Raw genomic sequence first — 19387 nt, 5'->3', positions numbered from 1 at the left:
GAGACGATCCACCAGCTTGCTGGCCTGCTCGGTGAACAGGCCATGCACCTGGCCGGCGACCTCGGTGATGCGGCCGGTGAGGGCATCGCCGTGCTTTTCGACGGCGTTGCTGAGGTTTTCGCCTGCATCGTTGACGCGCAGGATGATCGCTTCGCTGCGCTCGCGCAGCACATCGTCGACGGTGCGGGCAGTGTCGTTGAGGCGGCCGACCAGCGTGTCGCCATGGCTGCCGATAAGGGCGTGGACGCTCTCGCCGACCTGTGTGAGGCGGGCGGCGATGGCTTCGTTCTGGCGGTTGAGCAGGCCGTTGACGCCGCGGCCGACCTCGGCGAGGCGGGTGGTGACGCTCTCGCCTTCGTCGGAGAGGGCGCTGCGCAGCGCCTCGCCGGACTCAGACAGGCGCTTCTGCAAGGCTTCGCTCTGGCTTTCGATCAGCGCGACCATGTTGCGGCTGCTGCTCTCGAAGCGCTCCGCAGCCTCGGTTCCGCGGGCGGAGATGTCCTTGGCGAGCGTCTCGCCGGTGGTCTTCAGCGTCTCGTTGACGACGTCGACGCGGGAGGTCAGCGATTCCGCGACCTGCATGCCGGTTTCGCTGATGGCGCGGGTGACATCCTGTGCGCTGGTCGTCAGTCCTTCGCTCAGGGAGACGCCGGTGCGCTCCAGCGAGCTCGCGATCTCCTTGGCGCGGCCGTCGAGCATGGTCGACAGGTTGTCGCTGGCGCCGGCCAGCCGGTCCGAGACCTCGCCGGACGTCAGTTGCAGGCGCTCGACGAGGTCGTGGCCGCGGCCGCTGATCTCCTCGACCATCCGCTCGCCGGCACGGCCGAGAGCCTGTGTGATCTGGTCGCCCTTGGCGCCGAGCGAGCCGGTGACGCGGTCGCCCGCCTGGGTGACGGCATCGGCGATGGCGCGGCTGGCGCTGTCGAGATCCTTGGCAAGGCCGTCATGGGCGCCGCTGATAGCCAGCTTGACGCGTTCGGCATTGCCGACCACGGCCTCGCGCTGGGTGACGAGTTCGTCGATCAGCGACCGCAGCCGGATCTCGTTATCGGCATAGGCACGCTCGAGCGTCGAGATCTCGCCGCGCACGATCGTCTCCAGCTCGCCGGCGCGCGCCACGGCACGCTCGATGCCGTCGCCCATGGCCGCGACCTCGCGACGGATGGTCTGGCTCAGCGACAGGACGGAATCCGCTCCCGCGACCTCGGGCTCGGCCAGGCGCAGCGCGACTTCGGTCATCGCACGCGAGATCAGGCGCATTTCCTGGGTACGGCGATAGAGCGCCGCCAGAACGAAGAAGAATACGACCGGCGCGCCGATCGAGAGCACAAGCAGCGTCCATTCGCCGATGCCGAAGCTGGCGACCGGCTCGGGAAGGCCGTTGCTGAACGAGCCGTAGCGGCCGAGCAGGACGAAGGCGGCGCCGCCCAGCCAGGCGAGGGAGGCGAGACCGGCGAACCAGTAGGGCCTGCGCGACGGGCGCACCGCGAAGGCCTGCACCAGAGAGGAGGAATCGCGCCGGTCGTCGTTGGCGACACGGCTGGTGTCAGGCGCGATCGCAGCGCGCGGCGGAGTCTGTTGCTGGGGGGCAGGAACGACCGGTGCAGGCTGAGCAGCCGCGGGAGCAGGCTCGACGCGAGGCAGTTCGAGCTTGAGGTCGTTCTCGCTCGTGGCGGGCAATCGCGGCTCGGTGCTTACCGGCGTTTCCGCCTCGCCCTTCGGCTGGTCAAGGCGAAGCGCCTCCTCGATTGCCGACATCGCAGCTTCAGTGGGATCCTGGAGCTTCTTGGGTCGATTCATCGTTGCCGCCTCGCCACGCTACTGATGATGGACGCGAGATATTGTCCCAACGTCCCCGCCGCCTCTGGCCGGGATGATCGGAGACAGTGCGCCCATCATTTACTAAATGGAAGGGTAGTGGAGGCCCTGACTCTTGGAAACCCATTTACGAGCGAGATTCACAAACGTCGTTAACGGCTCGTTTACCATCGTGGCGCTCACTCGAATGGGATAAAACCGTAGCTGCGGCGGTTGGTGTCCACGCGATACGAGTGCCCTCAATGCCCCAAACATCGATCGATACCGAGCATCTCTCCCGCCAGACCGGGGGCGACCACGAGCTCGAGCGCGAATTGCTCACCTTGTTCGCGCAGCAATGCGCCCTGCATCTGCGCACGATCCACGGGAGCGCCGACAGGCAGGCCAGGATCGACGCCGCCCATACCCTGAAGGGGGCCGCCCGCGCGATCGGCGCCTGGCAGGTCGCCGACGCGGCGGACAGGATCGAGGACGAGCTGGGCCAGCCGGAGCCGAGCCCGAGCGAAAACGCATTGGATGCCCTGACGCTCGCGGCGGCCGAGGCGCGCGCGGCGATCGCGCGCTACGACTGCGCAGCCTGATCAGGGCGCTGCGGCGCCAAACCCGGTTTCGTGCCGCTTTGAAATGCTCTAAGCGGGGGCCGACATCGCCCGCCGGAGTTTCTTATGCCGAACATCACCTTCATCGACGCTCACGGAGAGAGCCGCACCGTCGAGGGCGAGACCGGGTCCACGGTGATGGAGACGGCGATCCGCAATGCGATTCCCGGCATCGAGGCCGAGTGTGGCGGCGCTTGCGCCTGCGCCACCTGCCATGTCTATGTCGACGACGCCTGGATGCCGGCCGTCGGTCACGCCGAGCCGATGGAAGAGGACATGCTGGACTTCGCCTTCGACGTCCGGCCGAATTCGCGCCTGTCCTGCCAGATCCGCATCAAGGACGAGCTCGACGGGCTTGTGGTGCGCACGCCCGAGCGGCAGGGCTGAGCGCCGCGGCTCTTCCCCTCTGAGCGACCGGCGCGCGGCGCCTTGGCGCATCGCGCATTTTGCGCTGGATCATGGCGCGCGCGCTGGCAAACTCCAGGATGGTTCCGAAAGCCAAGCCTTGGAGGATGCGATGTACAAGTCGATCATGGTTCCCGTCGATCTCGCGGAAGCCGACCTTGCCCAGCCGGCGATCGCGGCTGCCGTATCCTTCGCCAAGATTTCGGGCGGCGTGGTGCGGCTGGTCTATGTCCGCTCGCTGATCCCGGTCACCTACATGGAATTCGTGCCGGCGGATTTCGACACCGAGCAGCAGCAGGACGCCGAGGTGAAGCTCGCCGAGATCGCCGCCAAGGTCGAGCTGCCGGCCGAGCAGGTTTCGGCCAAGGTGCTGATGGGTTCGGTTCATGGCGAGGTGCTGGCCGAGGCGGACGCCGCAGGCACCGACCTCATCGTCATCGGCTCGCACGAGCCGGGCATGCTGGCCTATGTCATCGGCTCGAACGCCTCGGCGATCGTGCGCCGGGCCAAGTGCTCGGTGCTGGTGGTGCGCTGAGGCAGCGTCGCCCTGAGGGCTACGGCCGCGCTGACGAACGAGGACGTCAGCCGGCCCGGCCGGGAACGAGGCTGTCCGGCACTTCTCCGGTCGCGAGTTCGCGCGGCCGGTTGAGGTTGACCAGCGGCCAGACCTGCCAGAACGAGGCCGCGAGCAGCAGGATGCCGAGCAGTCCGGCATTGGTAGCGCCCTGCTGGAAGGCGCGCAGCGTGAAGGCTGCGAGCATCGCGAGCGACAGCGCTCCCACGATGACGACGCCGAGCCACATCGGCTTCGGGCGACCTGCAACGAAGCGGGCGCGCGGGTTGGCCCGCGCGATCGCCGCCGACAGCGCCGAGACGAAGTGGTGATAGCGCGCATCGTCTCGGTCGAGATCGGTCAGCGAGCGCCAGGACAGGTTGCCGAACGTCACCGTCCGGCCGTCGCTCAGCCGAAGCTGCGTCTTGTAGCCCTTGGACGAGATGTTCCCGGGCGCGTAGACGAAGCGCACCTGCTCGACCGCGTCGAGCCTGACGCTGTCGACGCGGCGCGTCCGATCGATCTCCAAGATGTCGCCGACCAGCTTGTAGGCGATCTCGAAGCCGACGGGCTTCGGCCGCTGGCGCCAGCTCGGGGGAGGGGCATCGTCAGATTCTTCGTCAGTGAACGTCGTCAACGCGCCAGTACCCTCATCGCACCGTCGAGCCCGTCGAGCGTGAGCGGGAACATGCGCCCGCCCATCAGCCCGCCGACCTGCCGGATCGACTGCGTGTAATTCCACAGATGCTGCTGGACAGGATTGAGCCAGACCGATTTCGGGAACCTGTTCACCAGCCTGTTCATCCAGACTTCGCCGGCTTCCTCGTTCCAATGCTCGACCGACCCGCCGGGCATCGCGATCTCGTAGGGGCTCATCGACGCGTCCCCGACGAAGACCAGGCGATAATCGGCCGGATAGGTCCGCAGCACGTCCCAGGTCGGGATCACCTGATCGTGGCGACGCCGGTTCTCCTCCCAGACGCGCTCATAGGGGCAGTTGTGGAAGTAGAAGTGCTCGAAATGCTTGAACTCGGCCCGCGCGGCCGAGAACAGCTCCTCGGCCAGCTCGATATGCCAGTCCATCGAGCCGCCGACGTCGAGGAAGAGCAGCACCTTCACGGCGTTGCGGCGTTCGGGCCTGAGCTGGACGTCGAGATAGCCATGCTTGGCCGTCTCGGAGATCGTATTGTCGAGGTCGAGCTCCTCGGCCGCGCCCGTGCGGGCGAAGCGGCGCAGGCGTCTCAGCGCGACACGCAGATTGCGGACGCCGAGTTCGCGCGTGTCGTCGAAATCCTTGAACTCTCGCTTGTCCCAGACCTTCACCGCCCGGAAGTTGCGGTTCTTGTCCTGGCCGATACGGATGCCTTCGGGATTGTAGCCATACGCGCCATAGGGCGAGGTGCCACCGGTGCCGATCCACTTGTTGCCGCCCTGGTGGCGGCCCTTCTGTTCTTCGAGGCGCTGCTTCAGCGTCTCCCAGAGCTTGTCCCAGCCCAGCGCCTCGATCTGCGCCTTTTCCTCGTCGGTCAGGAACTTCTCGGCGAGCTTGCGCAGCCATTCCTCGGGAATGCCGGCCTGCTCGATCGCCTGCCCGAGCGTCTCCAGCCCCTTGAACACCTGGGCGAAGACCTGATCGAACTTGTCGAGATGACGCTCGTCCTTCACCAGCGCGGTGCGGGCGAGATAGTAGAATTCGTCGACCCGGTGCTCTGCCAGGTCGGCCTCGACCCCTTCGAGCAGCGTCAGATACTCGCGCAGGGTCACGGGGACCTTGGCGGCGCGCAGATCGGTGAAGAGACGAAGGAACATGCCGCTAATGTGAGGGCATGGGGGCCCGGGTCAAGCAGCGTCCGCGCAACTTTCGCGGACGCCGCTCGAGCCGGATGGCGGGCTTACGCCACCGCGTCGGCAAGGTCCTTGGTGACCTTGAACTTCACCACGGTCTTGGCCGGAACCTTGATGGTGGCGCCGGTCGACGGGTTGCGGGCCTCGCGGGCCTCGCGCTTGGCGGCGGAGAGCTTGCCGATGCCGCCGAGCGTGACGTCATCGCCGCTCTTCAGGGTCTTGGCGACGGTCGCGCCGAGCGAGGCCAGGATGGCGGAGACGTCCGCCTTGGTCTTGCCGGTCTCGTCCGCGATGGCGGCGATCAGTTCGTTCTTGGTCATGAAATCCTCCTAGAGAAGGTGCTTCAGGCGTCGCGTCCGGGACTACGGCCGTTCATGCTCGTTTCCGACACGAGCGACCGCGGCACATGGATGCTATTCGCGGCGCGCATTTCAGGCAGTTGCATGGTTATTGCGGAAATACGATGCCTGCGGCGGTAGATACGCACAGAAAACGGCTTCGTTCCGCCGCCCTCGGCTCGGATAGCGCCACTTTTCAGGGATGAGCCGGTCCCGTGATGCTCGCTGACGCAACGAGAAGGCGAGGCTTGCGAATCGCTCGCGCCGGCGGACGCGGGGTGCCGCCGGCGCCTGGCGAGGCCGCTCAGGCCTGGATGCCGTCGACGTACCAGTCCATCTTGGAGAGCATCTCGTCGCTGGCCGTTTCGCCGGCCTTGAGACGGACCTCGCCCTTCTGGTCCTTCAGCTCGCCGGTGAAGGGATGGAGCGTACCGGCCGAGATGCCCTTGATGACCTCGTCGGCGGCGGCACGGGCCGCGGGCGTGACGGCGTCGTTATAGGGCGCGATCTTGACCATGCCGGCCTTGAGGCCGCCCCAGACGTCGCCGGTCTTCCAGCTGCCGTCCATGACCTCCTTGACGCGCTTGATGTAGTAGCCCGACCAGTCATCGACGATGGCGGTGAGATGGGCCTTCGGCGCGAAGGCCTTCATGTCGGACGCCTGGCCGAAGGCGAACACGCCGCGCTGCTCGGCCGCCTGCAGCGGCGCCGCCGAGTCGGTGTGCTGGGTGATCATGTCGGCGCCCTGATCGATCAGCGCCTTGGCGGCATCGGCCTCCTTGGCGGGATCGTACCAGGTCGAGCACCAGACGACCTTGGTCTTGAAATTCGGGTTCACCTTGCGGGCGGCGAGGTGGAAGGCGTTGATGCCCATCACCACCTCCGGGATCGGGAAGGAGGCGACATAGCCGGCCTGGCCGGTCTTAGACATGTGGCCGGCGATGGTGCCGAGCACCGCGCGGCCCTCGTAGAAGCGCGCATTGTAGGTGGCGACGTTATCGGCGCGCATGTAGCCGGTGGCGTGCTCGAACTTGAGCTTCGGGAACTGCTTGGCGACCTGGATCGTCGGGTTCATGAAGCCGAAGGAGGTCGCGAAGATCAGCTGGTTGCCGGCCTGGGCGAGCTGGCGGATGGCGCGGGCCGCATCCGGACCTTCGGCGACGTTCTCGAGGAAGCTCGTCTTGATCTTGGCGCCGTATTCCTTCTCGAGTGCGAGCCGGCCCTGGTCATGCGTCCAGGTGTAGCCGTGGTCGCCGATCGGGCCGACATAGACGAAGCCCACGCCGAGCGGAGCCTGGGCGGAGGCGCCACGGCCGAGGATCGGCAGGGTGGAGGCGGCGGCGGCGCCGAAGGTCAGCCTGCGGCGGGTGATGATGCTGGTCATGTCTCTTAGACTCCCGGTTGTCGAGGGCGGCGTCAGGACGCCGAAAAGGGTTTGCCGAGGCAGGCAGGCGCGTCGAGCCGGCCGGTCTTTCGTCCTAGCGACATCATGGTCAGAACCGCAATGGTCGCAAGGTAGGGGGCCATCGCCAGCACTTCCGGCGCGAGCCAGGTGACGCCGGCCGCCTTGGCCTGCAGCTCAAGCGTCATCACCGCACCGAAGAGATAGGCGCCGAGCAGCAGGCGCCCGGGCTTCCACGCCGAGAAGACCACGAGCGCGAGCGCGATCCAGCCGCGTCCGGCTGTCAGCCGGTCGGCCCACATCGGTGTCAGCGCCAGCGAGAAATAGGCGCCGCCCAGCCCCGCAAGCGCCCCGCCGAAGGCGACGGCGGCGTAGCGGATCGCGATCACGGGATAGCCGATGGCATGCGCCGAGGCGTCGTTCTCGCCCACCGCGCGCAGGATCAGGCCCGGCCGCGTGCGGTGCAGGAACCAGCTGACGCCCGCGACCAGCGCCAGCGAGAGATAGACGAGGATGTCGTGGCCGAAGATCACCCGCAGCACCGGGTGCTCGGAGAGGGCGGCCGGGAACACTGGTTGCAGGCGCGTGATCGTGCGCCCGACGAAGCCCGCGCCGATCAGCGAGGAGGCGCCGATTCCGAAGATCGTCAGTGCGAGGCCCGTCGCGACCTGGTTGGCCATCAGCGAAAGCGCCAATACCGCGAAGATCATCGATGCCGCCACGCCGGCGAACATTGCTGCCACGAGCCCGAAGCCGGTGCTGCCGGTCGAGAAGGCGACGGCGAAGCCCGCGACGGCGCCGCACAGCATCATGCCCTCGACGCCGAGATTGAGCACGCCCGCCTTTTCGGCGACGAGCTCGCCCAGCGAGGCGAGCAGCAGCGGCGTCGAAGCGGCGATCAGCGTCATCAGGATGGAGATGAGCATGGCGGTGGTCATGCTGCCCTCCGTTTCCAGACGATGCGCCAGCGCACCAGAACGTCGGTCGCCAGCAGCATGAACAGCAGCATCGCCTGGAACATGCCGGTCGCTGCCTGCGGCAGCCGCACCGTGGATTGCGCGATCTCGCCGCCGACATAGGTCGCTGCCAGGACGATGCCGCCGAAGACGATACCGAGCGGGTTTAGCCGGCCGAGGAAGGCCACGATGATCGCGGTGAAGCCGTAGCCCACCGGGAACTGCGGCGTGAGCTGCCCGAACGGACCGGCGGCCTCGAAAAGCCCGGCGAGACCGGCGAGCGCGCCGCTGATCAGCAGGGTCGCCCAGGTAGTGCGGGCCGCGCTGAAGCCACCATGGCGCGCTGCGGCAGGCGCGAGGCCGACGACCTTGATGGCGTAGCCGGCCGTGGTCTTCTCCAGCAGCAGCCAGGCGATGACCGCGAGCACGAGCGCGAGCGGGATGCCGAGATGGACGAGCGAGCCCTCCAGCACCGTCGGCAGCGTCTGGTCGGCGGTGAACATCCGCGTCTGCGGGAAGTTGAAGCCGTCCGGGTCCTTCCACGGCCCGCGCACGAGGAAATACAGGAACTGGACGGCGACATAGGTCAGCATCAGGCTGGTCAGGATTTCGCTGACCTGCAGCTTGACGCGCAGGAAGGCCGGGATCGCCGCCCAGGCCATGCCGCCGACGATTCCCGCCAGGACCATCGCTGGCAGAATCCACCACCCGGTCATGTCGTGGGTCAGGAGCGCGACGCCGGTGCCGGCGATGGCGCCCATGATGTATTGTCCCTCGGCGCCGATGTTCCAGACATTGGCCCGGAAGCCGATGGCGAGGCCGAGCGCGATCATGATGAGAGGCGCGCCCTTGACGCCGATATCGGCCCAGCGCTGCGGCTCCAGGAACGGCGTCAGGAAGATGCTGCCGACCGCATGGAAGCCGTCATAGCCCATGGCGGTGAAGACGATCATGCCGAGCAGCATGGTGAGCCCGATCGCGATCAGCGGGCTCAGCCACAGCATCGAGGTGCTCGGCTCGCGGCGGCGGCGCCATTCAAGCATGAATGGAGCCCTCCGCACCGTGAATGCCGCCCATCATCAGGCCGATCTCGTCGATGCCGAGGCTCGCGACCGGGCGTGGCGCCGAGAGGCGGCCCTCATTTATGACGCAGAGCCTGTCGGCGAGTTCGAGCAGCTCATCGAGATCCTGCGAGATCACCACCACGGCCGAGCCCTTGGCGGCGAGATCGACCAGCTCTTGCCGGATCGCCGCGGCAGCGCCGGCATCGACGCCCCAGGTGGGTTGCGAGACGACGAGGACGGCCGGCTGCTGGCCGATCTCCCGCCCCATGATGAATTTCTGCAAGTTCCCGCCCGAGAGCGAGCGGGCAAGCGCCGCATTGCCGGTGGTCCTCACATCGAAGAGCTTGATGACGCCGTCGGTGAAGCGCCGGACGGCACCGCGGCTGATGAAGCCGTGGGGGGCGAGCGGAAGGCGGTGTCGTGCCGTCAGGACGCCGTTATCCGCAAGCGAGAAATCCGGCACGGCGGCATGGCCGTTGCGTTCCTCGGGAACGCAGGCGAGACCGAGCGAGCGGCGAGCACCGGCGCCTTCCAGGCCGATCGCCTTGCCGTCGAGCCTGATTGCTTCGCCACTGGCCGCCAGCTGCTCGCCGGATAGCGCGGTCAGCAGCTCCGCCTGGCCATTGCCGGCGACGCCGGCGATGCCGAGGATCTCGCCGGCCCGCGCCGCGAACGAGACGTCCTTGAGATCGGTTCCGAACGGGGGCTGGCCGGGCAGTGACAGCCCCTGCACCTCGAGCCGGACCGGGCCGGCGCCCGCCGTCTTGCTGTGCTCGATCTTGCGCAACTCCGCGCCGATCATCAGCTCGGCCATGCGCTTGGTCGTCTCGGCCTTGGGATCGCAGGTCGCGACGACCCGCCCGCCGCGCAGGATCGTGGCGCTGTCGCAGAGCGCTTTGATCTCGTGCAGCTTGTGCGAGATGTAGAGGATCGAGCAGCCCTCTGCCGCGATCTGGAGCAGAGTCCCGAACAGGCGTTCGACCTCCTGCGGTGTCAGCACCGAGGTCGGCTCGTCCATGATCAGGAGCTTCGGCTTCTGCAGCAGGCAGCGCACGATCTCGATGCGCTGGCGCTCGCCGACCGACAGCGTATGGACTTCGCGCTCGGGATCGAGCGGCAGCGAATAGGACTGCAGGATAGCGGCGACGCGGCGCTTCAGCTCGTCGCGGTCGATGGCCTCGTCGAGCCCGAGTGCGATGTTCTCGATCACCGTCATCGCGTCGAACAGCGAGAAGTGCTGGAATACCATGCCGATGCCGAGCTTGCGCGCGGCCTTGGGCGAAAGGATCGAGGCAGGCGAGCCGTTCCAGTGGATCGTGCCCTCGTCGGCCTGCTGCACGCCGTAGATGATCTTGACCAGCGTCGACTTCCCGGCGCCGTTCTCGCCAAGGAGGGCGTGAATTTCGCCCGGCCTGACGCTCAGGCTGATGTCTTCATTGGCTTTGACGCCTGGAAAGCTCTTGGAGATATGGGCGAGCGCCAGCCGCGGCGGCACGTCATGCTCACGCGGCTGATTCATGTCTCGAACGTCTCCCTTTCGCCGGCTCCCGGCGGCCAAGCAAGCAACGCACCAGCTCGGCCGCCGTCAAGGCCGCGATCACCTCCGGGCGCTTGTCGTCCACATCCGAACCGCCGATCGGGCAGGTCAATCGTGCAAGCGCCTCGCGCCGGCCGCCTGCGCGCAGGAAGCCGGCCTCGAAGCGGGCACGCTTGGTGGCGGAGCCGATCATTCCGATATAGCTCGCGTCGCCGCGCGCCAGCGCCGCCTCCGTCAGCCGGTAGTCCAGCGCATGGCTGTGCGAGAGCACGACGAAGGCGGTTCTCGCCGGCGCGTTCGACACCGCGTCGACCGTATCGGCCATGCGGATGCAGGTGACGGCCGTCGGCAGACCGTTCATGACGTGGTCGCGGTCGTCGATCAGCGAGACCGAGAAGGGCAGGGGCGCCAGTGCTTGGGCGAGCGCCCGCCCGGTATGCCCGGCGCCGAAGATCAGGACCGGCGGCCGCGCCGCGGCCTCAGCCTTCTCGCGGGCGCTGAAAAGCGCGATTTCGGCAACGCCGGCATGGCGCAGCGAGACGCGCACCCGCCCGCCGCAGCACTGCCCCATCTGCGGGCCGAGCGGAATGTCGAGCAACTGATCCTCGGCCCCCTCGCTCAGCATGTGCCGGGCGAGGTCGATGCAGTGGAATTCCAGTTGCCCGCCGCCGATCGTCCCGGCGATGGCAGCGGGGCTGACAGCCATGCAGGCGCCTGCTTCGCGCGGCGTCGAGCCCTCCGCCACGTCGATCCGGACGACAACGACACCCTGGCGCCGATATGCGTTTAGAAAGGCGGACAGATTCATGCCGCAGCCTCCGCCCTGACGCGTTCGACCGCATCCAGCACGCGCTCGGGCGTCGCCGGGGCGTCGAGTCGCGGGCAGATGCGGTAGTCGCCGACGCTTGCGACCGCATCCGACAGCGCGTGCAGCACCGAGATCGCCAGCATCAGGGGCGGCTCGCCGACCGCCTTGGAGCGATGGATCGTCGGCTCGCGATTGGGCGCGTTGTCCAGCAGGTGAACGTTGAAGATGCGCGGCCGGTCCGAGGCGACGGGGATCTTGTAGGTCGAGGGCGCATGGGTCCACAGCCGCCCCTTCTTGTCCCAGACGAGTTCCTCGGTCGTCAGCCAGCCCATGCCCTGCACGAAGCCGCCTTCGATCTGGCCCTTGTCGATCGCCGGGTTAAGCGACTGCCCGCAATCGTGCAGGATATCGACGCGCTCGACCTTGTACTCCCCGGTCAGCGTGTCGATCGCGACTTCGGCCGCCGCCGCGCCATAGGCAAAGTAGTAGAAGGGATGCCCGCGCCCGGCCTTTCTGTCCCAATGGATCTTCGGCGTCGCGTAGAAGCCGGTCGCCGAGAGTTGGATGCGGGCCATATAGGCGGCGGCGATCAGTTCCTTGAAGGCGATCTCGCGGGCGCCGATTTTCACACGGCCGGGCAGGAAGGCGATGTCTTCCGCCTCGACCTGCCAATGTTTCGCGGCGAATTCGGTCAATCGCTTCTTGATCGTCTCGCAGGCATCGAGCGCCGCCATGCCGTTGAGGTCTGAGCCGGAGGAGGCTGCGGTGGCCGAGGTGTTCGGCACCTTCCCGGTCGTCGTCGCGGTGATCTTTACCTGATCGAGCCCGATGCCGAAGGCGTGGGCCACGACCTGTGCCACCTTGATGTAGAGCCCTTGCCCCATCTCGGTGCCGCCATGGTTCAGCGCGACCGTGCCGTCCGTATAGACATGCACCAATGCGCCGGCCTGGTTGAACCAGGTCGCGGTGAAGGAGATGCCGAACTTCACCGGAGTGAGCGCGATGCCGCGCCTGACGATCGGGCTCGTCCTGTTGGCCTCGCGGATCGCCGCCTTGCGCCCCTGATAGTCGCAACGCCGCTCGAGCTCGGCGATGACCTCGCCCGCGATATTGTCCTCGACCGTCTGGTGATAGGGCGTCACGTCTCGGCCGTGCCCGCCATAGAGATTGCGTTTGCGCACCTCCAGCGGGTCGAGCCCGGTCGCGTAGGCGACCTCTTCGACGAAGCGTTCGGCGCCGACCATGCCCTGCGGCCCGCCGAAGCCGCGGAAGGCGGTATTCGAGCAGGTATGAGTGAAGAGCGGCTCCGAGCGGGCGCGCACCGCCGGGTAGAAATAGCAATTGTCCATGTGGAAGAGAGCGCGGTCGGTCACCGGCCCGGACAGGTCTGCATTCCAGCCGCAACGCGCGGCGTAGAGCGCATCGAGCGCGTGGATGCGCCCCTCGTCGTCGAAGCCGATCTCGTAGTCGCAGACGAAATCATGGCGCTTGCCGGTGAGCGCCATGTCGTCGTCGCGGTCGGGCCGCAGCTTGACCGGGCGCTTCAGCTTCCGCGCGCAGAGCGCCGCGACGCAGGCGAACAGGTTGGCCTGGGTCTCCTTGCCGCCGAAACCGCCGCCCATGCGCCGGACCTCGACCGTGACCGCATGCGAGCCGACGCCGAGCACGGCGGCAACCATATGCTGGACCTCGCTCGGATGCTGCGTCGAGACGAGGACCTGCATGTCTTCGTCTTCCCCGGGAACGGCCAGCGCGATCTGGCTTTCAAGGTAGAAATGCTCCTGCCCGCCGATCGCCATCGCACCCTTCAGCCGCCGCGGGCTGGTTGCGAGTGCGGCAGCGACGTCGCCGCGCTCCAGCTTGAGCGGCGCGGTGACCAGCTTGCCGCCGGCCTCGCGTGCGGCGGCGATGTCGATCAGCGGTGCCTCTTCGGCGTATTCGGCCTTGGTAAGCTTCGCGGCGTTGCGGGCCTGCTCGCGCGTCTCCGCCACGACGGCGAAGAGCGGCTGGCCATGGAACAGGATAGCCTCGGTCGCGAAGACCGGTTCGTCATGCAGATGCGTCGACGAGATGTCGTTCGCGCCGGGGATATCCGCTGCCGTCAGCACGGCGACGACGCCCGGCGCGGCGCGAACGGCATCGAGATCGAGCGAGAGCATTCGGCCATGAGCGATTGTGCTCGTGCCGAGATAGGCGTGCAGCAGGCCCTCGGGCGCGGCGATGTCGTCGATATAGAGCGCTTCGCCCGCGACATGCTTGGGCGCGGAGTCATGGACGCGGGAGCTGCCGACCGGGCCGCTCTCCACGGCGATTTCGAGCTTGCGGCGCGCGTCAGCCATGGGCGGCCTCCGCCAGCAGTCCGGCGACCCGCGTTTCCGCTCCGGTTTGCGTCGTCTCGATCAGGAAGCGGCGCAGCAGGTTGCCGGCGATCTTGAGCCGATAATGCGCCGAGGCGCGCATGTCGTCGAGCGGCGTGAAGTCCTGTGGCAACGCCGCGGTTGCGTCCGCGACGGCGGTCTCATCCCAGGGGCGTCCGAGCAGGGCGGCCTCGGCGGCCGCTGCACGTTTCGGGATGCCGGCCATGCCCCCATAGGCGAGGCGGGCTTCGCTGATCAGGCCGTCCGCGCCGAGCAGCAGGCGGAAGGCGCCGCAGACGGCCGAAATGTCCTCGTCGAAGCGCTTCGAGACCTTGGAGGCGTGGAACAGCGCGCCGCCGGCCAGCTTCGGCACCAGCACGGCCTCGACGAACTCGCCGGGGCGCCGGTCCTGCTTGCGATACTCGATGAAGAAGCTTTCGAGCGGTATCGCGCGACGCTCGATCCCGGCCTCGGCGCGTCGGGCCAGCACCAGCGTCGCATCGAGCGCGATCAGGGCCGGCGGCAGGTCGCCGATCGGCGACCCGTTGGCGATGTTGCCGCCGATCGTGCCGGCATTGCGCACCTGCTCGCCGCCGAAGCGTCGCATCAACTCGTCGAGCTGCGGCGACAGACCGGCCAGCGCAGGGCGGACGTCGATGTGACCGGCCATGGCTCCGAAGCGGAGGTGGTCGCCCTCGTCGGTGATCGCCCGCAATGCCTCCACCCGCCCGAGATAGATCACCGGATCGAGGCGCTTCATCGCCTTGGTGACCCAGAGCCCGACATCTGTGGCGCCGGCGACCAGCGTGGCCTGTGGATGTGCGGCGACCAGATCGGCCAGCGCCGCGACCGTCGCCGGGGCGAAGAATTGCCCGGCTTCGCCCTGCAAGGCGAGGGTTTCGGCATCGCTGAGGGTTGCGAGCTGCGCCGCGGCAGCGTCGCGCTGCCCGAGGAAGCGATCGGCTTCGCGCGGCGCGATCTCGTCCATGCGGCGGCCGGCGGCGATGATCGGCTCGTAGCCCGTGCAGCGGCAGAGATTGCCGGCCAGCGCGTCCTCGATGCGCCCAATGTCAGGCGCCGTCTCGTTGAGCCGGAGCGCGAAAAGCGACATCACGAAGCCCGGCGTGCAGAAGCCGCATTGTGAGCCGTGGCATTCGACCATTGCCTGCTGGACCGGGTGCAGACTGCCATCCGAGTCCTTCAGATGCTCGACCGTGAGCAGCTGGCAGCCATCCAGCGTCGGCAGGAAGCGGATGCAGGCATTGATCGCTTCATACCGCAGATTGCCGCCGTCGAGCCGTCCGACCACGACGGTGCAGGCGCCGCAATCGCCTTCGGCGCAGCCTTCCTTCGTGCCGGTCATGCGCCGGTCGAGCCGCAACCAGTCGAGCACCGTCAGCGTCGGATCGCAGCGGTCGAGTTCGACCAGCCTGTCGCCGAGCAGGAAGCGCAACCGCTCACGCATTCCGCCCGCTCCACTCGCAAAGCCATTTCATGCCTGCAGATTAGGCATGATCCGCGCTTGGCCGGAAGCTTCGATTTGGTTCAGATGTGATGTGGAATTGTGCCGGAGCTGCCCGCCGTGACTGCACCCGCTGCCCTGCGCGCCCTGCGCGGCCGCCTGCTCTGGTTCGTCGATGATCCGCAGGCGGCGGGCGAAGCCGCCCATCGCTTCATCGAAGACGGCCTGCTCGTCGTCGAGAACGGGCTGGTCAAAACCGTTGGCGACGCGCGCGAACTGCTGCGGACGCTGCCGGCAGAGGCCGAGATCATCGATCATCGCCCGCATCTGATCATGCCGGGCTTCATCGACGCCCATATTCACATGCCGCAGACCCAGGTCATCGCCTCCTATGGCGCGCAGCTGATGGAATGGCTCAACAAGTACACTTTCGTCGAGGAGCAGAAGCTCGCGCAGCAGGGACATGCCGAAAAGCTCTCGCGCTTCCTGCTCGACGAACTGCTGGCCAACGGCACGACCACGGCTGCGGTCTATTGCTCGGCTCATCCGCAGTCGGCGGAGGCATTCTTCGCCGAATCGCAACGCCGCAACACCCGCATGATCGCCGGCAAGGTGATGATGGATCGCAATGCGCCGGAAGCGCTGACTGACACGGCCGAGAGTGGCTATCGCGACTCCAAGGCACTGATCGCGCGCTGGCACGGCAAGGGCCGGCAACTCTACGCGGTGACGCCGCGCTTCGCGATCACCTCGACGCCGGAGCAGATGGCGGCGGCGGGCCGGCTGGCGGCGGAACATCCCGACTGCCACATCCAGACCCATATCGACGAGAACCGGGCCGAGATCGCCTTTGCCCGCGAGCTCTACCCGCAAGCCGCCGATTACGCCGACATCTACCGTGGCTACGGCCTGCTCGGCGCCAAGAGCCTGATGGGCCATTGCATCCACATGACCCACAATGAATGGCAAGCCTTCGCCGACACCGGCGCAGTCGCGGTTTTCTGCCCGACCTCGAACCTGTTCCTCGGCTCGGGGCTGTTCGACTGGGCCCATGCCCGGCAGCGCGGCGTCAAGGTCGCGGTGGCCACCGATATCGGCGGTGGCACCTCCTACTCGATGCTCCGGACGATGGCCGAAGCCTACAAGATCCTGCAACTGCAGGGGCAGTCGCTCTCGGCCTTCGCGGCGCTGCATGCGATCACGCGCGGCAATGCCGTCGCGCTCGGCCTCGATCATCTGGTCGGGAGCTTCGAGACCGGCCGGGAGGCCGATGTCGTCGTGCTCGATACCGGCGCTACGCGGGCCATGGCGCATCGCATGGAGACGGTGCGTGATCTGGCGGAGGAGCTCTTCGTGCTCGTCACGCTGGGCGACGAGCGCAACGTCGCCGCGACCTATGTGATGGGGGAGCTCGCCGCGGGGACGTCGTTCTCGGAGAGCTGACCACGTCATCCGTCATGGTCGGGCTTGTCCCGACCATCCACGCCTTCGCTGGCGGAAGATCGAGTTCAACGACGTCATGCTCCCCACGCGGGCGAGCATGACGTCGTCGTACGGGCGGGGTGCCTCAGCCCAGAACGCCGCCCTTGCGGGCGTAGTCGATGTAGATCTCGCGCAGGCGCTGCGCCGTCGGGCCCGGCGCGCCGTTATGGATGGTGTGGCCGTCGATCGTGGTCACCGGCATGACGAGGCTGGTCGCGGAGGTGATGAAGGCCTCCTCGGCATCGAGCGCCTCTTCCAGCGTGAACTCGCGCTCCTCGAAGGAGAAACCGGATTCCGCGAGATAGGCGAGCACGGCCCTGCGGGTGATGCCGGGCAGAACCTTGTTCGAGAGCGGGCGCGAGATCAGCGTCTTGCCCTTGACGATCCAGGCGGTGGAGGAAGCGCCCTCGGTCACCACGCCGTCCTCGACCAGCCAGGCTTCCTGCGCGCCGCTTTCCAGCGCGAACTGCTTGGCGAGCACCGGCGCCAGCAGGTTCACGCTCTTGATGTCGCGGCGGGCCCAGCGCAGGTCCGGGGTCGAGACCACCTTGATGCCGGTCTTCGCCGTCGGTGCGTTCACGAAGTTGCGGGCCTGGGTGAACATCACCAGCGTCGGCGGGACATCCTTCGGGAAGGGGAAGTCGCGGTCTGCAGCGCCGCGCGAGACCTGCAGGTAGATGCCGCCCTCGTCGAGGTTGTTGCGCTTGATCAGCTCCTCATGGATCGCGACGAGTTCGGCCTTCGACCAGGGCAGGTCGAGCCGGATCTCGCCGCAGGAGCGCTCGAGGCGGGCAAGATGCGCCTCGCAATCGACGAGCTTGCCGCCGATCACCGCCGAAACCTCGTAGATGCCGTCGCCGAAGATGAAGCCGCGGTCGAAAACGGAAATCTTCGCCTCCTCCTCGGGGAGATAGGCGCCATTGACATAGACGATACGGCTCATCGCTGCGGACCCGCTGGGTGGGAAAGGGACGCGCCCTTCCTAGCGGAGCTTTGGCGCGCTTGCGAGCATCAAGGCCGGGCAGCAGCCCGGCGCCCGATGCAGGGCCGCCTCACGCCTTGAGGCTCAGGAAGCGAGTCGGAATGGCGCCGCGCAGGTTCGACTCGAAGCCGACGAGCTTGGGCGACACCAGATTCTTCGTCGAGTAGTGCAGCACCGGTATCCAGGGTGTCTCGGTGGTGACGATGCTGTCGGCCTCGCGCAGGATCGCCGCGCGCCTGGCGATATCGAGCTCGTCGGCTGCGAGCTTCATCAGCGCATCGAAATGCGGGTTGCTGTACTTGCCGATGTTGAATCCGGCATTGTCGCTCTGGAACAGGAACAGGAAGTTCTGGGGATCGGAATAGTCGCCGATCCAGCCATAGCGCGCGACGTCGAAGTCGCCGCCCTCGCGCAGATAGGCGAAATGCGTGCGGAAATCGGTCTCGACGAAACGGGTCTCGACGCCGATGGCGCGCCACTGCTCGGCGATCGCCTCGGCCGTATGGCGGTTGTTGTCGGTGGTGTTGAAGCGGAACTCGACGCTGAGCGGGGACCCGGGACCGAACCCGGCCGAGGCGAGCAGGCGCTTGGCCTCCTCCTCGCGCTCGAAGACCGAATTGTGACGAAAGTCGAGCTCGGCCCGCTCGCCGTAATTGCCGATATGAGGCGGTATCACGCCATAGGCCGGCAGCATCGTGCCGCCCCAGACCCGATCCGCGATGAACTCGCGGTCGATCTGCAGAGAGAGCGCCCGGCGGACGCGCGCATCGTCGAAGGGCGGCTTGGCGCTGTTTAGGATCAGGAAGTAGGTCGCGAGATAGGGCCCTATCCGGACCTGGTTGCCGAGTTTCTGGCGCAGCTGCTTGAACTGGTCGGCGGGAATGTCGGTGGTCAGGTGCAGTTCACCGGCCTGGAAGCGCCGCGCCGCGGCGGCGAGGTCGGACGCCGGATAGAAGATCACCGTATCGATCTTCACGTTGGCGGAATCGTGAAAATGCGGGTTCCGGTCGAGCCGGATATGCGAGTTCGGCGCGAACTCCTTCAGCATGAAGGCGCCGTTGGTTACCCAGTTCTCGGGCCGGCCGGGGGCTTGCGACGCCCTCGCCACGCTGGCCGGGTGGACGGGCAGGGCGCTCTGGTGGGTGAGCAGCTCGAGCAGGTAGGGCGTCGGCCGCTCGAGGGTGATCTCCAGCGTGCGCTCGTCCGGAGCCGCGACGCCGAGATCCTCGATCGCGGATCCGCCGGCAGCCTTGTGGATCGCCTCGGCATTGCGGATCGGATAGAGCAGACTGGCGTAGCGGGCGCCGGTCTCGGGATTCACGATACGCCGGAAGGAATAGACGAAGTCCGAGGCCTTGACCGGATCGCCGTTCGACCATTTCGCGTCGGCGCGCAGTGTGAAGCGCCAGAGCCTGCCGTCCGGGCTCATCGTCCAGCTTTCCGCGACGCCCGGGACGACCTCGCCCTTCATGTCGTGGATGACGAGCCCCTCGCGCAGGTCGCGCAGCAGATGCGCCTCGGCAACGGTCGATGTCTTGTGCGGATCGAGCGTTTCGGGATCACCGTCGTTGCCGCGATGGAGGACGATCCGCCCCTGGGCGGCCGCGGCACGTGTGGCGGCCCATAGTCCGGCGATGGCCAGTGGCACGTTGCGGCGCGTGACGTCGAGCATGGCAACCTCCCTGCGACGGGCGTCGTTGCGAGCGATGCCCGACGGAGGAAGTAGAACCTGCCTGAGTGAGTCTGCCAAGCAGGAAAAGCCGGCCCCAGCTAGCGCGT

General features: G+C 67.2%; 16 protein-coding genes and 1 pseudogene. 4 read left to right on the top strand and 13 right to left on the bottom strand.

What is annotated here, in order from left to right:
• Positions 1-1800, bottom strand: a pseudogene (locus tag ACIPIA_RS00915) (hypothetical protein); the annotation flags it as partial.
• Between the two features lie 260 nt (positions 1801-2060).
• Between ACIPIA_RS00915 and ACIPIA_RS00910 the strand changes: the two are divergent.
• The 3 genes from ACIPIA_RS00910 to ACIPIA_RS00900 all read left to right on the top strand — a co-directional run bounded on the left by ACIPIA_RS00910 (position 2061) and on the right by ACIPIA_RS00900 (position 3357).
• Positions 2061-2399, top strand: a complete 339-nt coding sequence (locus ACIPIA_RS00910) for an Hpt domain-containing protein (RefSeq protein ID WP_400505774.1) — start codon at positions 2061-2063, stop codon at positions 2397-2399.
• An 84-nt stretch (positions 2400-2483) separates the two neighbouring features.
• A complete protein-coding gene (locus ACIPIA_RS00905) occupies positions 2484-2804 on the top strand; it encodes a 2Fe-2S iron-sulfur cluster-binding protein (RefSeq protein ID WP_400505772.1) in 321 nt (106 codons plus the stop codon).
• A gap of 130 nt (positions 2805-2934) precedes the next feature.
• Positions 2935-3357, top strand: a complete 423-nt coding sequence (locus ACIPIA_RS00900) for a universal stress protein (protein ID WP_400505771.1) — start codon at positions 2935-2937, stop codon at positions 3355-3357.
• Between the two features lie 46 nt (positions 3358-3403).
• On the opposite strand, the gene ACIPIA_RS00895 is transcribed toward ACIPIA_RS00900, so the two are convergent.
• From ACIPIA_RS00895 to xdhA, 10 genes are all read right to left on the bottom strand, one after another.
• Positions 3404-4012, bottom strand: a complete 609-nt coding sequence (locus ACIPIA_RS00895; protein WP_400505769.1) for a hypothetical protein — start codon at positions 4010-4012, stop codon at positions 3404-3406.
• Positions 4009-5184 (bottom strand): vWA domain-containing protein, encoded by a 1176-nt coding sequence (locus ACIPIA_RS00890; protein ID WP_400505767.1) that lies wholly within the window; start codon positions 5182-5184, stop codon positions 4009-4011. The genes ACIPIA_RS00895 and ACIPIA_RS00890 overlap by 4 nt, the downstream gene beginning before the upstream one ends.
• Before the next feature lie 83 nt (positions 5185-5267).
• Positions 5268-5540: an HU family DNA-binding protein gene (locus tag ACIPIA_RS00885; protein ID WP_400505765.1), complete on the bottom strand. Its 273-nt coding sequence runs from the start codon at positions 5538-5540 to the stop codon at positions 5268-5270.
• 322 nt (positions 5541-5862) lie between these two features.
• Positions 5863-6942, bottom strand: coding sequence for a BMP family ABC transporter substrate-binding protein (locus ACIPIA_RS00880; protein WP_400505763.1), 1080 nt, complete (start codon positions 6940-6942; stop codon positions 5863-5865).
• 32 nt (positions 6943-6974) lie between these two features.
• On the bottom strand, positions 6975-7898 hold the full coding sequence (locus ACIPIA_RS00875; RefSeq protein WP_400505761.1) for an ABC transporter permease: 924 nt from the start codon (positions 7896-7898) through the stop codon (positions 6975-6977).
• On the bottom strand, positions 7895-8959 hold the full coding sequence (locus tag ACIPIA_RS00870; protein ID WP_400505759.1) for an ABC transporter permease: 1065 nt from the start codon (positions 8957-8959) through the stop codon (positions 7895-7897). The genes ACIPIA_RS00875 and ACIPIA_RS00870 overlap by 4 nt, the downstream gene beginning before the upstream one ends.
• Complete coding sequence (locus ACIPIA_RS00865; RefSeq protein ID WP_400505757.1) at positions 8952-10499, bottom strand: ABC transporter ATP-binding protein; 1548 nt, start codon at positions 10497-10499, stop codon at positions 8952-8954. Before ACIPIA_RS00865 ends, ACIPIA_RS00870 begins: the two co-directional genes overlap by 8 nt.
• Complete coding sequence (gene xdhC / locus ACIPIA_RS00860) at positions 10483-11325, bottom strand: xanthine dehydrogenase accessory protein XdhC (RefSeq protein WP_400505755.1); 843 nt, start codon at positions 11323-11325, stop codon at positions 10483-10485. The genes ACIPIA_RS00865 and xdhC overlap by 17 nt, the downstream gene beginning before the upstream one ends.
• Positions 11322-13664: a xanthine dehydrogenase molybdopterin binding subunit gene (xdhB, locus tag ACIPIA_RS00855; RefSeq protein WP_400505753.1), complete on the bottom strand. Its 2343-nt coding sequence runs from the start codon at positions 13662-13664 to the stop codon at positions 11322-11324. The genes xdhC and xdhB overlap by 4 nt, the downstream gene beginning before the upstream one ends.
• Positions 13657-15147 (bottom strand): xanthine dehydrogenase small subunit, encoded by a 1491-nt coding sequence (xdhA, locus tag ACIPIA_RS00850; RefSeq protein ID WP_400505752.1) that lies wholly within the window; start codon positions 15145-15147, stop codon positions 13657-13659. Before xdhA ends, xdhB begins: the two co-directional genes overlap by 8 nt.
• A gap of 117 nt (positions 15148-15264) precedes the next feature.
• Here xdhA and guaD point away from each other — a divergent pair, with 117 nt between their 5' ends.
• Complete coding sequence (guaD, locus tag ACIPIA_RS00845; RefSeq protein ID WP_400505750.1) at positions 15265-16587, top strand: guanine deaminase; 1323 nt, start codon at positions 15265-15267, stop codon at positions 16585-16587.
• A 124-nt stretch (positions 16588-16711) separates the two neighbouring features.
• Here the strand turns inward: guaD and ACIPIA_RS00840 are convergent, their stop codons facing one another.
• Complete coding sequence (locus ACIPIA_RS00840) at positions 16712-17569, bottom strand: D-amino-acid transaminase (protein ID WP_400505748.1); 858 nt, start codon at positions 17567-17569, stop codon at positions 16712-16714.
• Positions 17570-17678: 109 nt separating this feature from the next.
• Positions 17679-19280, bottom strand: a complete 1602-nt coding sequence (locus ACIPIA_RS00835) for a peptide ABC transporter substrate-binding protein (RefSeq protein WP_400505747.1) — start codon at positions 19278-19280, stop codon at positions 17679-17681.
• Positions 19281-19387 lie beyond the last annotated feature (107 nt).

The sequence above is a fragment of the Allobosea sp. CER48 genome (assembly GCF_044752385.1).
Taxonomy (GTDB): Bacteria; Pseudomonadota; Alphaproteobacteria; order Rhizobiales; family Beijerinckiaceae; genus Allobosea.
Note: the sequence above shows the minus strand (reverse complement) of the source record. Positions and strands in the feature narration are given on the sequence as shown.

Bases quoted from the DNA above. Each gene is read 5' to 3' on its own strand.
- ACIPIA_RS00910 (WP_400505774.1), top strand. From the start codon at position 2,061: ATGCCCCAAACATCGATCGATACCGAGCATCTCTCCCGCCAGACCGGG.
- ACIPIA_RS00905 (WP_400505772.1), top strand. From the start codon at position 2,484: ATGCCGAACATCACCTTCATCGACGCTCACGGAGAGAGCCGCACCGTC.
- ACIPIA_RS00900 (WP_400505771.1), top strand. From the start codon at position 2,935: ATGTACAAGTCGATCATGGTTCCCGTCGATCTCGCGGAAGCCGACCTT.
- ACIPIA_RS00890 (WP_400505767.1), bottom strand. From the start codon at position 5,184: ATGTTCCTTCGTCTCTTCACCGATCTGCGCGCCGCCAAGGTCCCCGTG.
- ACIPIA_RS00885 (WP_400505765.1), bottom strand. From the start codon at position 5,540: ATGACCAAGAACGAACTGATCGCCGCCATCGCGGACGAGACCGGCAAG.
- ACIPIA_RS00880 (WP_400505763.1), bottom strand. From the start codon at position 6,942: ATGACCAGCATCATCACCCGCCGCAGGCTGACCTTCGGCGCCGCCGCC.
- ACIPIA_RS00875 (WP_400505761.1), bottom strand. From the start codon at position 7,898: ATGACCACCGCCATGCTCATCTCCATCCTGATGACGCTGATCGCCGCT.
- ACIPIA_RS00870 (WP_400505759.1), bottom strand. From the start codon at position 8,959: ATGCTTGAATGGCGCCGCCGCCGCGAGCCGAGCACCTCGATGCTGTGG.
- ACIPIA_RS00865 (WP_400505757.1), bottom strand. From the start codon at position 10,499: ATGAATCAGCCGCGTGAGCATGACGTGCCGCCGCGGCTGGCGCTCGCC.
- xdhC (WP_400505755.1), bottom strand. From the start codon at position 11,325: ATGAATCTGTCCGCCTTTCTAAACGCATATCGGCGCCAGGGTGTCGTT.
- xdhB (WP_400505753.1), bottom strand. From the start codon at position 13,664: ATGGCTGACGCGCGCCGCAAGCTCGAAATCGCCGTGGAGAGCGGCCCG.
- xdhA (WP_400505752.1), bottom strand. From the start codon at position 15,147: ATGCGTGAGCGGTTGCGCTTCCTGCTCGGCGACAGGCTGGTCGAACTC.
- ACIPIA_RS00840 (WP_400505748.1), bottom strand. From the start codon at position 17,569: ATGAGCCGTATCGTCTATGTCAATGGCGCCTATCTCCCCGAGGAGGAG.
- ACIPIA_RS00835 (WP_400505747.1), bottom strand. From the start codon at position 19,280: ATGCTCGACGTCACGCGCCGCAACGTGCCACTGGCCATCGCCGGACTA.